The sequence below is a fragment of the Paenibacillus sp. J2R1T-4 genome (genome assembly GCF_059692235.1).
Window position 1 is genome coordinate 47,374 of record NZ_JCAUBA010000018.1, and the last position, 13,478, is coordinate 60,851.

Genomic DNA, 13,478 nt, shown 5'->3' on the forward strand with positions numbered 1-13,478 from the left:
GGGGATCTAGATGAGCGTAATTATCGTCCGCGGAGGTAAGCGATTATTCGGGAAAGTGAAAGTTAGCGGTGCAAAAAACGCAGTTCTCCCTATTATCGCTGCCTCGATCTTAGGTTCGGAGGGTGAGAGCATCATTCAGGATGCCCCTCCACTAGACGATGTAATGACGATTAGCCAAGTACTTAAAAGCTTAGGTGTTCAAATCACCTATAAAGATGAAGTCATTCGAGTGAATGCCGAACATATTACAGCTTGTGAAGCACCTTACGAATGGATTCGAAAAATGAGAGCCTCTTTTCTAGTTATGGGGCCATTGTTAGCTCGTAAAGGGTATGCGCGAATTTCTTTACCTGGGGGTTGCGCGATAGGAACTCGTCCCATTGATCAGCATTTGAAAGGCTTTGAAGCGCTAGGTGCTGAGATTAATTTAGGGCAAGGGTATATAGAAGCGCGGGTTAAAGGGCGGTTGAAAGGAGCCAAAATATATCTGGATGTGGCGAGTGTTGGAGCTACTGAGAATATAATGATGGCAGCAACACTTGCAGAAGGCACCACAACGATCGAGAACGCAGCGCGCGAACCGGAAATTGTGGATTTAGCGAATTACTTAAACGCAATGGGTGCTCGGGTTCGCGGAGCGGGAACGGGTCTTATCCGAATCGAAGGTGTAGAGAATCTAAGGGGCGTCGTACATACGGTTATCCCTGATCGCATTGAAGCAGGTACTTACATGATTGCGGCGGCTATATCGGGAAGTCAGGTTTATATTGAAGGGGCCATTGGCGATCACCTTCGACCGGTTATATCCAAGCTGCAGGAGATGGGTGTGAGTGTCGTTGAGGATGAGAACGGTATTACCGTTCGTGCAGATAAGACGCTGCGTGCGGTTGATGTGAAGACTTTACCTTATCCTGGGTTCCCTACTGACATGCAGTCGCAAATGATGGCACTTCTGATGGTATCTGACGGGACGGGATTGGTCACGGAGACCGTGTTCGAGAATCGCTTCATGCATGTAGAGCAGTTCAAGAACATGCAGGCCCAGATCAAAGTAGATGGGAGAACTGCAGTAGTCAGCGGCAATGTGAAGCTCAAAGGCGCCAAGGTGTGCGCTACCGATCTTCGCGCAGGAGCGGCATTGATCTTGGCGGCGCTTGTCGCAGACGGGGAGACGGAAATTTCCGGCGTGCACCATATTGACCGCGGATACGTTAACATCACTGATAAGCTGCGTCTTCTAGGAGCGGACATTAAGCGTTACGAAGAGGCCGTCGTGGAACAAGTGGAACAACCGACTAAGGATAAGGATGCAGATCTACCTATATTCTCGATCCATCCACAACCAAGCTGGGCATAAAATACTGTCATCGAACGTACATGGGATACGTACGATGGCAGTTTTTTTTGCGTCCAGAGGAACTCGCTCTCTTATTATCTCGAGTCTCTCGATTGGGGTTCTAGCTCGTCCTTTCATCTCATAGACTGGTGTATGGCAACAGAGATGACAAAGGAAGAGACAAGGAGAGCCAGGATGAACAAACAATTAGCTAGATTGGGCAAAACCGCAGCCCCGTTAGTTGCGATCGCGCTGGGGTCGTTTCTTGTGGTCGCTATTCTGATCCCTGCCATTCTAGTAGATCGCACTCCTGCAAGTGAACGGTCGATTGGGCGTATATCAACGGGAACCACGGATACCGCGAACCGTTCAATCCTCACAGAGCAGGATACAACGATTCTAGTGCCTGTCTATCGAAGCGCTGCCGCGCGAATTGAGCAAGTACCGCTAGAGACCTATGTACGAGGTGTGGTAGCGGGCGAAATGCCGGCAGAGTTCGAAGTTGAGGCTCTGAAGGCACAGGCTCTTGCTGCTCGCACATACATTACGAAACGGTTGATAGAGCAAGATACGAGTCAGGTTCCTGTAAGCGGAGCGATCGTAACCGATACAACGGCCCATCAAGTTTACTATTCGGAGGAAGATCTCAAACGTTTATGGGGCGCAGATAGCTTTAAGGTGCGAATAGAGAAACTGAATCAGGCTGTGAACGAGACTCAGAATCAAATCCTCACATACAAAGGACAAGTTATTCTCGCTGCGTTTTTTTCAACGAGCAACGGGTACACAGAGAATTCGGAAGATTATTGGGCTAACTATATTCCCTATCTACGCAGTGTTGCGAGTCCGTGGGATAAGAAATGGTCCCCCAAATATGAACAAAAGGTTACTTTGAAAGGGAGCGAGGTCTATAAGAGCTTAGGTCTACCCTCCTCTGTCCCGGTTACGACTGGGAATTCCAGTATACGCATATTGGAAACTAGCGACGGTCAAAGAATTAAGAGGTTGCAGATCGCAGGCAAGTCATTTACAGGCCGTGATGTAAGAGAGAAATTGGGACTGGCGTCCTCGCAATTCATATGGAAGGTGAAAGGAAAGGATATAGAGATTACCACCTATGGTTATGGGCATGGGGTTGGAATGAGCCAATGGGGCGCACAGGGCATGGCGAAAGAAGGCTACTCGGCCGAACAAATTGTAAAGCATTACTATCAAGGAATAGAGATTCAACCTGCATCTTCTATCTTGAAAAAATGAAAGGGTAACATTACTAGAAAAAATCTATCACCTTACGTATAAAACCTATCGATCTGGTCAGAATGGTTATTGAGGTGATAACCAATGAGTGAACAAAACAAAGAAACTCAGGTCAAACAGAGCGCTCCGAAAACCAATACCGGAGCCGAAACGGTCAAACTTTCCACATGGAAGAGGTTAACCGCGAAGAAGTGGGTATTTCCTGCAACTTACATGGCAGCGGCGGCAATTATACTAACCTTAATGTGGGTGTACCAGGATTCGGGTAGCAAGTCGTTATCCGAAGAGACAACCGGATTGGAAGTTAACAAACCATCCCAAACCGACGTCTCTAAGAATCCTGATGCACTTGCAGTAGGGGTAAGCGCCGAAGCCATGCAGTGGCCCGTACAGAACAAAGCCGATGTTGATGTGCTCATGAGCTTCTATGACAGTAAGGCTTCTAGTGAAGTCAGACAAGCCGCAATGGTAGAGTATGGGGATACGCTTACGCCTCATATGGGTGTAGATTTGGGACGCAGTGACGATAAACCGTTTGAAGTGCTCGCTGCAGGCAGTGGGAAGGTTACAAGAATTGAGAATGATGCTTTGGTAGGTCAATTAGTAGAGATCACGCACAGCAATGGAACGGTTAGTATTTACCAAAGCTTGGCGGATGTCAAAGTGACCAAAGATGCACAAGTCAAGAAAGGCGATATTATCGCTTCATCCGGACGCAGTGAGCTCGAGAAGGATCTGGGCTACCACATTCACTTCGAGGTTCGTCAAGACGGCACTCCAGTTAACCCGGATTTGTTACTCGGTCAGAAGTAAAATAGTTCGATTAGTCCAAGCAGAGGAATCTTTCCCTCTGCTTTTTTGTTTGTTCCATGATTGAAAAATTAGATTGTCCCATAAAATAATTTGTACGCATGAGCTTGTCACTCTTGGAAACAAAGAATATATGGCCCTGCCCCTCATATAATGTACCAAACTAACTCGAGCAGGGAGGCGAGGGGAGTGCACGATTACATCAAAGAGCGCACGATCAAAATCGGGCGCAGTCTTGTGGAAACGAGACAGACAGTTCGCACGATAGCCAAGGAATTTGGAGTTTCCAAGAGTACGGTGCATAAAGATTTGACAGAACGGCTGCCCGAGATCAATCCGGAACTGGCCAATCAGGTGAAACTTATTTTGGAGTATCACAAATCCATTCGCCACTTAAGAGGAGGAGAAGCGACTAAGGTCAAGTACAAGAGGACACGTTCACCAAAGACTTCCGATCATCTGGTGACAGCCCGCTAGGTCCTGCTCCTACCCTGTGATCATTAACCTCCCCACTAGTTGTAGCACCTCCTCGTGAATTCGGATTATTTCAAAAAGAGGAATTTTGCAAAAGCTGTCGAATTAGATATACTTATTATCTATATACGGATGTCGTTGTGGCGGATGGATTTCAGGGAGGATTTGTTCATGTTTACCAAAGATATTGGGATTGATTTAGGCACGGCCAATGTGCTCATTCATGTCAAAGGGCGCGGAGTTGTGTTGGATGAACCTTCCGTTGTCGCTATTGAGAGCGAATCCAAGCGAGTACTTGCTGTTGGTGATGAAGCCCGCCGCATGGTGGGACGAACGCCAGGCAATATCATAGCGATCCGCCCTTTGAGGGATGGGGTTATTGCCGATTTTGAGATAACAGAGATGATGCTGAAGCATTTTATACAGAAGGTAGGCGGTAAGCGGTGGTACTCGCACCCTCGAATTCTGATTTGTGCGCCCACGAACATCACCTCCGTTGAACAGAAGGCGATTCGCGAGGCTGCTGAACGGAGCGGAGCGAGAGAAGTATTTATGGAAGAAGAGCCGAAGGCTGCTGCCATCGGAGCTGGCATGGATATATTCCAACCTTATGGAAACATGGTCGTTGATATTGGCGGAGGGACCACAGATGTTGCCGTTTTATCCATGGGCGACATCGTGACCTCCTCTTCTATCAAGGTTGCAGGCGATACGTTCGATGCTGCGATCATGAAGTATATTAAAGGAAGGTACAAGCTTCTAATCGGGGAAAGAACTTCAGAAGATATCAAGCTGAGAATCGGAACGGTCTACACGGAAGCGCGTAACGAGGAGATGGACATACGCGGTCGCGATATGGTAACAGGCTTGCCGCAGACCGTCACAATCCGCTCCAATGAAGTGAAGGAAGCTTTATGGGAATCGGTCACTTCAATTGTACAAGCTGCCAAGATTGTGCTTGAACGAACTCCTCCTGAGTTGTCCGCAGACATCATTGACCGAGGCGTTATCTTAACAGGCGGCGGGGCTTTGCTGCACGGAATTGACCAATTACTTGCCGATGAGTTGAAAGTTCCTGTATTGATTGCTGAGGACCCTATGCACTGTGTTGTGAAGGGAACGGGCCTCATGTTGGACAACCTGGATAAAGTCACTAGAAAAAAACTCGGCTAATCAGCCGATAACTATAGTATTAAGCTGAACGTGAGCTTGGCTATTGAATTAAGATCCTGGAGGGATCCCTTTGCTAAGAGGAATGTATACCGCAACCGCGGGAATGTTGTCGCAGCAACGTAAGCATGATACGGTTACGAATAATATCTCGAACGTCAACACCCCTGGCTTCAAGCAGAGCCGGATGGTGTCTCGTTCCTTTCCGGAGATGCTTATCGCTCTGCAGGAAGGCGATTCGACGGGAGCGCCGCGTGTCAATTTGAGTCGTCTGAATACGGGTGTACTTGCGGAAGAAGCGCTCACCGTGAACGTTCAAGGCGACTTGAGAGAGACGGGTAATCCGTTTGATTTTGCTGTTATTTCAGACATTCTTGTAGAGGGACTCCAGTTCGACAATGGCAAGACCATTACGGCTGATGGACAACGGGTGTTTCAACCGCAAGCTTTCTTAACAGTATTGAACGCTAATAATGAACAGCGCTTTACCCGGAACGGGAAATTCACTGTTGACCCTCTGGGACAAGTTGTTACCGCGGAAGGATTCCGAGTAGCCGGGCAAGACGGGCAACCGATCCTCTTAATAAATCCCGATACGGGAGTGCCCATAAGTAACGTAACCATTAACAACCGAGGTCAAATCCTTGACTCCGTCAACGGTATGCCTATTCTGGATGCGAATGGACAGCCTATGGCGTTGTTATTAACGAGGGTCGAGGAGCCCATGAGGTTAGTTGCAGAAGGCAGCGGGATTCTACGCAATGATGAGCAGCTTCCTTCTCTGACAGCTCCTGTCAATCCGAATGACCAGGTGGAAGTGCGCCAAGGGTTCCTAGAACGTTCCAATGTTGATCCCACTCAGGCGACTGTCGATATCATGACTGCCTCACGGATGTATGAGGCCAATCAGAAGATGGTTCAATACTACGATCGCAGTCTGGAAAAAGCAGTGAATGAAGTCGGCCGTGTATAAGAATGGATAGCTAAGCTGTTCATGCTTACATAACTACGAGTAAGGGAGGTTTTTAAAAACCAATGAATCCTTCAATGATCAATTCTTTAGTGTCTTTGAAAGGCCTTCAGCAGAAGTTAGATATCATCGCCAATAATATGGCTAATATTAATACAACCGGTTTTAAGCGCATGGAGGCAACCTTCCATGATGTGCTGACTACCACCATGCAACAGCCTGCTACCTTTCAACAGGTGGGTCGGGTATCTCCGCTTGGGTTAACGCAAGGTTGGGGAGCTAAGCTCAGCTCGGTTCAAACTCAGATGTCTCAAGGTACCATGAAAGCAACAGATCTGCAGACAGATCTCGCAATTGAAGGAGACGCTTTGTTCGAGATCGCCATACCCACACAAGATGCTGACGGTCAAGCGGGGGAGCGTCCAGCATGGACAAGAGATGGCACGTTCTCGCTTAACAGCCGTCTAGGAGATCCGGACAATGTGTATTTGACAACCAAACACGGATATTCTGTACTGGATACTAACAATCAGCCTGTTCGAATCCCCAATTATCATAAAATTAAGATTGAAGAAGACGGCAACATCCTGGCATATAGCGAGCTGGAGCCTGGCACACCTGCAATTCCAATGGGACGTCTGAAGCTGGTGCAGATGGTTCGCCCACAAGTGCTGCAACAGTTAGGGGAGAACCTGTTTACATTACCCAATGCGATTGATCCTGCGCTCGGCGAAGTCGTGAGAGTGGTTGGAACAGATCCGAACAATCCAGAGGCGGATAAATTGGCGGTACGACAAGGCTTCGTAGAGCAATCCAACGTAATCCTGGCGGATGAAACGACAGAGTTGATGTTAACGCAACGTGCATTCCAGCTGAATGCCAAGGCACTGGTTTCGGCGGATAATCTGATGGCGCTCACGAATTCCCTTCGGAGCTGACGACCTATTTTGAACCAATCATCGAAAAAGCAAGAAGGCGCTCGTCCACCGTCGAACACATCAGGTAAGCCATCGCCTACACAACCGACCAAGACAACGCCGAACGAAGCTCAGCCAGAAGCTAAATCTAAGTCCGCTCGCAAACCCTTACCGCCTTGGGTCAGAATAACTTTAAGAATAGCAAGAATTATGCTAGTCCCGATGCTTTGTGTGGCTGCTCTTATTGTTGGCGTAGTGTTTGGCTACGTATATATAGGGGGCAGAGATTCTGCAGATGTGTGGAATTTGGAGACATGGAAGCATCTGTTCGAGTTAGTGTTCGCGAAATAACAGGACTCCCGGGTAAAGGGAGTTTTATTTTTTGTATAAGAACGGTATAATGTATGGATGATAGTACGAATGAGGGAGAGCGATGTGATTGAATCTTCCGAACTTGCTTACGGTATGTCGGTTCATCTTAATTCCGATCTATATTTGTTTCTATAGCCTTGGACATATCAAGACTGCTTTTGCCATTGTCGTTCTGGCAGGGGTTACCGATGTGTTGGATGGCTATTTGGCGCGTAAACGTGGACAGATCACACAACTCGGGATTATGTTAGACCCCTTGGCGGATAAGTGCATGATGCTTACAGTTGTTCTTTCTCTACTGCTCACAGGAAGAATTCCATGGCCAGCGGCAGTGGCTATGTTCATTCGAGAAGCAGGAATGATTGCGAGTTCAGCGTTTTTTCATTTTCGCGGGAAACGAACGGTACCCGCCAATACAATGGGCAAGGTAGCTACGGTCCTGTTTTATTTTGCTTTTCTATTCGTCTTTTTTGATCATTCCTTAGGCATTTTTGTCTTGTGGGCCGCAGTAGGGTTGTCTTTCGTGGCTTCGTTCATCTATATTTTCCTATTCAAATCGCTTAACCCCAAATCGCCGCCGCTACCACAATCGGAATTAAATCCATGACCCTTCTCAGCATAGGAAAAAGAGCATAACGAAGACCGTCGTGGCCTTGCCGCCATGCTCCTTATATGAACCTTATACGCCTGCAGACGGTAAGGGACAGTATTTAGTTTGAGTACATTAGAGATCTTTTATACACGACTGGGTCAAACAAAATCCACAAAAAACACAGTTATTTAAAAGGAGAATGATTTTATGTTAGACGTGAACCAGATTCAAGAGATTATCCCGCACCGATTCCCGTTTCTATTAATAGACCGCATTCTAGAGGTTGAAGAAGGAGTTCGGGCGGTAGGTGTTAAGAATGTTACGATGAATGAACCCCATTTTGCCGGTCACTTCCCGGGTCATCCTGTTATGCCTGGGGTATTAATAGTAGAAGCATTGGCTCAAGTAGGAGCCGTGGCTATTCTCAAGATGGAAGTCAATCGAGGCAAACTAGCTTTCTTCGCGGGAATCGATGAGTTTCGGTTTCGCGGTCAAGTGGTACCAGGTGACACCTTGACGTTAGAAGTGAATATAACTCGATTAAAAGGAACGATTGGAAAAGGGCATGCGGTAGCCAAAGTGGGCGATCGGGTTGTGGCTGAAGGCGGATTGATGTTTGCTTTGAGCAACCGAGCCTAATTTTCTATTCCACAGACATAAGGAGATGGGATGAGATGAGTACTGCACATACACGTTACCAGGAATGGCTCAATGATGCTGACGTTGACGAGATAACCAAACAGGAATTGAAGTCGCTTGAGAGTAAAACAGCTGAGATCGAAGACCGATTTTATCGGGATTTGGAATTTGGGACAGGAGGGCTTCGGGGCGTAATTGGAGCTGGTACTAACCGGATCAATCGGTATACTGTGGCCAGAGCCACCCAAGCATTAGCGCAGTTTGTGCTTGAAGAGCAAGGCTCTGCTGCTGCTGGATCGGTTCCGTCTGTGGCTATTGCATTCGATTCGCGTAATCAATCACCGGAGTTCGCTATGGAAGCTGCGCAAGTGCTTGCGGGGAATGGTATTCGCGCCTATGTATTCGAGTCGTTGAGACCTACTCCAGAGCTATCCTTTGCAGTTAGGGAGCTTGGGGCCACGGCGGGAATCGTCATCACAGCTAGTCATAATCCGCCTGAATATAATGGGTACAAAGTGTACGGCGCGGACGGAGGGCAGCTTGTCCCGGAGAGCGCAGAACGCGTGCTAGCACACATTCAGGCCATCTCAGGGATTGGGCAGGTGAAGCGTCTTTCCAAGGAAGAGGCCGATGCGAAGGCTCTGATTACGACAGTGGGCCCTCAGTTGGATGAGCTTTATCTGAAGGCAGTCACATCCGTTAGTCTCCATCCAGAGGTGGTGAAAGCCATTTCGGATGATTTTCATATTGTGTACACCCCCTTGCATGGAGCAGGTAATATATCCGTACGGCAGGCGTTAGCAGCTATTGGCTTCGATCATGTACATGTAGTGCCTGAGCAGGAGGAGCCGGATCCTAATTTCTCTACTGTACGATCTCCTAATCCAGAAGAAAAGGAAGCTTTTACACTCGCTCTTGAGCTAGCTAAGCAAGTTAATGCAGACATTATAATAGGCACCGATCCTGATTGCGACCGTGTGGGTGCTGTTGTTTTGAACAATGAGGGCGAGTACGTGGTGTTGACGGGCAACCAATCCGGCGCCATTCTGACTCATTATTTATTAAGCGGGTTACAAGAAAAAGGGGAATTGCCAGCTAACGGGGTAGTGATCAAAACGATTGTCACCAGTGAGATGGGCGCTGTCATTGCGGCTTCTTATGGAATCCCAACCTTGAATACATTAACAGGCTTCAAATACATTGGTGCTAAGATGACCGAATTCGATGCTACAGGTTCTCATCGTTTCTTATTCGGCTATGAGGAGAGCTACGGTTATCTCGCCGGGAATTATTGCCGCGACAAGGATGCGGTGCTTGCCTCTATGCTACTCTGTGAAGCAGCTGCCTATTACAAGAGCAAAGGTCAGACACTGTATGAAGTGCTGCAAGACCTATATGCGGTACATGGAGCGTTCAAGGAAGCGCTAGAGTCACGGACGATGAAAGGTATTGACGGGGTAGCAGCCATTCAAGGCATTATGACGGATTGGCGCGGGAATGCGCCTGAGCAAATAGCAGGTATCCCCGTTACTTCTGTAAAAGACTATGCCGAAGGAATAGAAGGTTTGCCGCGTGAGAACGTATTGAAATATACATTGGCTGATCAATCGTGGTTCTGTCTGCGTCCTTCCGGCACGGAACCTAAGATCAAAATATACTTTTCCGTCTGTGGAACGAGCGAGCAAGACTCCAATGCAAAACTAGAGCGTTTGCGAACCGCAGTCATGTCCCGAATAGACAAATAACAGTCATAACAATTGCAGCTTACAAGAAAGTTAGGAGTGGACCGTATTGTTTGAAAGATATATAAGGATCAACGAACGAATGACAAAGTGGCTGTGGCTGCTTGTTATTATTGGGTTGCTAGCTTCGCTTCCGTTAGCTTACAAAAGAGTGCAGACAGAACGATCAACTAAAAATGTAGAGATCGTGTTCGATTATCGCGATCTTCTTGAAGCTTCTCAATACAAGCCGAACTCACAAGCCTATATCCAACAGCAGCTAAAACTGCTTAAGGAAGCTGGAGTAGGCTCGATGGCTGTGTATGAAGCGACCCTTGAGGAGCTCAAAAATAGCCGCAGCATTCAATTATTCACAGCGAATGAGTATGCGGGCTTGACCGGAAAGCTGGCGGGAACAGCAGATAATCACACTTATCTGCTGTTCACTAGCGAAGCTGCAAGAACCAAGCTTCAGGGCATGATTGAGAAAGTGTATCGCCAACGTTTAAATGTCGATGTTAGCACGTGGAGTTATAACAATCAGACAGGGCTGATTATCGCACTCCCTTATGAGGAAGCGAATACGAAGCCATTGCCGCCAGATCCGATTACACTGGATATGCTGCATAATCAGCATCAATTCCAGATTGTAGCTCGACTTTCCAATCGGATGCAGCCTTTTACAACGGGAGAGCTGGATGCTACATTAAAGAACCTAAGCAGCTACGGTGTGAAGCGTATCGTGTTTGACGGTGTAGCGGTGACCGGTTACGACGAGGAAAAAGAAAAGTCGAATATAGCGCATGTCATCGATTTGATGAACAAGTATCAGATCGGTACGGGCGCCATTGAACGTTTGAAGGCTCCACAGAGCGGATTTACGGTTTCTTTTGTCAACAAACTCCAAGGGAATGCCGTTCGAGTCTTCCCGTTGTTCGAGACAGAAGCCAATCTGAAGCCGGACAAGATTGCAGATAAGCTCGTACTGGCGGTAAAAGATCGCGACATTCGCATGATATTTCTAAATACAAAAGCAGCAAAAGACACTGAGAAGGGGTTCATGAATGACTATATGACCTCCATTATCGAGAGTCTTACAGGTCCTCAAGGTGCAGTTGAAAGGATTGAGAAAGCCGGATATCAGATCGGTGAAGCTCATGCTTTTGTAGAGTATGGAAAGTCCTTGAATTGGCTCAAGCTGTTGTTGTTGGCAGGTGGAACGGCGCTGATTGCTTTAACAATAGGCTACTTCGTTAGGTCTTTGGTTACGGTAGTGTTTGTATTGGGAATCGTGGGCGTTTTTGGGTTATATGGATTAAGCTCATCGATCGCATTGCAAGCAACCGCTTTTGGGGTCGGTGTATGCGCGCCTACTTGGGCAACCTTGTCCGCCATTCGATCTCTTGATCGACGCCGATTAAAGGGAGCAGCTCCAAGTGCTGTGAAGGCTCTGGTTATTTTCTTAAGAACGACGGTGCTTACCTTAGTTGGAATCGCCTATGTGGTAGGCTTGCTAAGCGGGCTTTCCTATTATCTCGTGCTCGAACAATTCCGCGGCGTTGCTTTATTGCATATGCTTCCGATTGTTCTGGTAGGACTTTATGTTCTCCTGTTCAATGAACAAAATGGCCTAAGAGGGGCAATCAAACGGGCACGCGTTATTTTGTCAGCGAAGATTAGTATCTTGTGGGTTACATTGGCTGGCGTGATGGTGCTGGGATTATGGTATTATCTGTCGCGTACGGGGAATGAGGGACAAGCCTCTGAGTTGGAAAAAGTTTTCCGTGCGGTGCTTGAAGATACATTAGGTGTCCGCCCTCGGACGAAAGAATTTTTATTCGCGCATCCCTTGTTCATCCTTGGAGCATACTTGTTAATGAAATATAAACATGCAGCCTATTTATTTGCTGGTGCGGTTATGGGTCAATTGTCACTTGTCGATACATTTGCTCATCTGCACACGCCTCTCTATATCTCACTAACTCGGATCACGTACGGGGTATTGATTGGTTTGGTCATAGGGATCGTATATATTGCAGTATGGGAATTGCTGGCTAGGAGTTGGAAACGATGGTCTCCTTACCTGTACTCAGAATAGCGATTTCCGGTTATTACGGATTTAACAATAGCGGTGACGAAGCCGTTCTGCAATCGATCCTTCTTGCTCTGGAATCGGAAGGCCAGACTCAAGGTGTTCAGGTTGAACCCGTAGTCCTATCCGCTAATCCGGAGTGGACCGAGAAGACCTATGGTGTTCGTGCTGTTCATAGGATGAAGCTTGGAGCTGTGGTGTCCGAGCTTCGTCAATGCAATGCGTTAATTAGCGGTGGCGGCAGCTTGCTGCAGGATGCAACAGGTTCCTTGACGATTCCATACTATTTGGGGATCCTCCAAATCGCGCAATGGTTAAGAAAGCCGACTTTTATATATGCTCAAGGAATTGGGCCGGTGTACCGACGTATGTATGACCCTTTCATTCGAACCATATTTAAGAAGTGCAACTATATATCGGTTCGAGACCGAGAGTCTGCTGATTTATTAATGCGCATGGGAGTCCCTGGAGAACGAGTAGATATCGTTCCTGATCCGGTGATGGGATTAAGCTTGAAATCTACTTTTATCCGAGCCGTGAAGGATGTCGAAGAGGTACCGATTATCGGGATATCGGTGCGCTTCTGGAACAAGAATCGCGAGGAATTGACTGCACTGGCTGAGTCACTTCGCGAAATTCGTAAGAAACGGGATGTAATCCTGCGATTTCTGCCGTTTCACTTGCCATCCGATGAGGAGGCATCCCGTTATGTAATGGACCTACTTTCTTCGGATCAAGATACAGGAGCGGGAAGAGATCGGCTGCAGTTAATTAGCGGGATAACCCATCCTCAGGATATGCTCGCCGAGGTGGCCACCTGTGATGTGTTAATAGGGATGAGGTTGCATTCGTTAATTTATGCAGCCTCACAAAGCGTACCTCTATTAGGAATTTCCTACGATCCGAAGATCAATCAGTTTTTGAATCGCTTGGACATAGACGCATCGGCCTCCACCTCTTTGGATGGACTTGAATTTAATTCTGGGTTAGTCGAGAACGAATTGCTTGGATTGTTAGAAAACACAGCGGAGTGGAGATTGCAGAAGAGCCAGTCCATCGAACGATTGAGACAAGAAGCGCAGCGCCCAGCGCAACAAATTATCGCAGCATTGCGTCATAAAGGATGAT

13 protein-coding genes are annotated in these 13,478 nt (G+C 47.5%); all 13 read left to right on the forward strand.

Features of this window, described 5'->3' with window-relative positions:
* Nucleotides 1–10: 10 nt before the first annotated feature.
* The 13 genes from murA to csaB all read left to right on the forward strand — a co-directional run bounded on the left by murA (nt 11) and on the right by csaB (nt 13,477).
* Nucleotides 11–1,357 (forward strand): UDP-N-acetylglucosamine 1-carboxyvinyltransferase, encoded by a 1,347-nt coding sequence (murA, locus tag AC58QD_RS24700; protein WP_497337683.1) that lies wholly within the window; start codon nt 11–13, stop codon nt 1,355–1,357.
* Between the two features lie 174 nt (nt 1,358–1,531).
* Complete coding sequence (gene spoIID, locus AC58QD_RS24705) at nt 1,532–2,593, forward strand: stage II sporulation protein D (protein WP_497337684.1); 1,062 nt, start codon at nt 1,532–1,534, stop codon at nt 2,591–2,593.
* Between the two features lie 84 nt (nt 2,594–2,677).
* Nucleotides 2,678–3,406, forward strand: coding sequence for a peptidoglycan DD-metalloendopeptidase family protein (locus AC58QD_RS24710; protein WP_497337685.1), 729 nt, complete (start codon nt 2,678–2,680; stop codon nt 3,404–3,406).
* Nucleotides 3,407–3,592: 186 nt separating this feature from the next.
* Nucleotides 3,593–3,880 carry a sporulation transcriptional regulator SpoIIID gene (gene spoIIID / locus AC58QD_RS24715; RefSeq protein ID WP_477541864.1) on the forward strand — a complete coding sequence of 96 codons (288 nt, stop codon included), beginning with the start codon at nt 3,593–3,595 and terminating at the stop codon, nt 3,878–3,880.
* Nucleotides 3,881–4,048: 168 nt separating this feature from the next.
* Nucleotides 4,049–5,050: a rod shape-determining protein gene (locus AC58QD_RS24720; RefSeq protein ID WP_497337686.1), complete on the forward strand. Its 1,002-nt coding sequence runs from the start codon at nt 4,049–4,051 to the stop codon at nt 5,048–5,050.
* A gap of 70 nt (nt 5,051–5,120) precedes the next feature.
* Nucleotides 5,121–6,020 carry a flagellar hook-basal body protein gene (locus AC58QD_RS24725; RefSeq protein ID WP_497337687.1) on the forward strand — a complete coding sequence of 300 codons (900 nt, stop codon included), beginning with the start codon at nt 5,121–5,123 and terminating at the stop codon, nt 6,018–6,020.
* A 62-nt stretch (nt 6,021–6,082) separates the two neighbouring features.
* The gene (locus tag AC58QD_RS24730; protein ID WP_497337688.1) at nt 6,083–6,955 is read left to right on the forward strand and encodes a flagellar hook-basal body protein; all 873 of its coding nucleotides are present in this window, start codon (nt 6,083–6,085) and stop codon (nt 6,953–6,955) included.
* Nucleotides 6,956–6,964: 9 nt separating this feature from the next.
* Nucleotides 6,965–7,285 (forward strand): DNA-directed RNA polymerase subunit beta, encoded by a 321-nt coding sequence (locus tag AC58QD_RS24735; protein WP_497337689.1) that lies wholly within the window; start codon nt 6,965–6,967, stop codon nt 7,283–7,285.
* An 88-nt stretch (nt 7,286–7,373) separates the two neighbouring features.
* Nucleotides 7,374–7,913, forward strand: coding sequence for a CDP-alcohol phosphatidyltransferase family protein (locus AC58QD_RS24740; protein WP_497337690.1), 540 nt, complete (start codon nt 7,374–7,376; stop codon nt 7,911–7,913).
* Between the two features lie 192 nt (nt 7,914–8,105).
* Nucleotides 8,106–8,537 carry a 3-hydroxyacyl-ACP dehydratase FabZ gene (gene fabZ, locus AC58QD_RS24745; protein WP_497337691.1) on the forward strand — a complete coding sequence of 144 codons (432 nt, stop codon included), beginning with the start codon at nt 8,106–8,108 and terminating at the stop codon, nt 8,535–8,537.
* Nucleotides 8,538–8,572: 35 nt separating this feature from the next.
* A complete protein-coding gene (locus tag AC58QD_RS24750; protein ID WP_497337692.1) occupies nt 8,573–10,282 on the forward strand; it encodes a phospho-sugar mutase in 1,710 nt (569 codons plus the stop codon).
* 79 nt (nt 10,283–10,361) lie between these two features.
* The gene (locus tag AC58QD_RS24755; protein WP_497337693.1) at nt 10,362–12,356 is read left to right on the forward strand and encodes a DUF5693 family protein; all 1,995 of its coding nucleotides are present in this window, start codon (nt 10,362–10,364) and stop codon (nt 12,354–12,356) included.
* Entirely contained in the window at nt 12,329–13,477 is a 1,149-nt protein-coding gene (gene csaB / locus AC58QD_RS24760) for a polysaccharide pyruvyl transferase CsaB (RefSeq protein WP_497337694.1), read from the forward strand. Before AC58QD_RS24755 ends, csaB begins: the two co-directional genes overlap by 28 nt.
* The last annotated feature ends 1 nt before the right edge of the window (nt 13,478 follow it).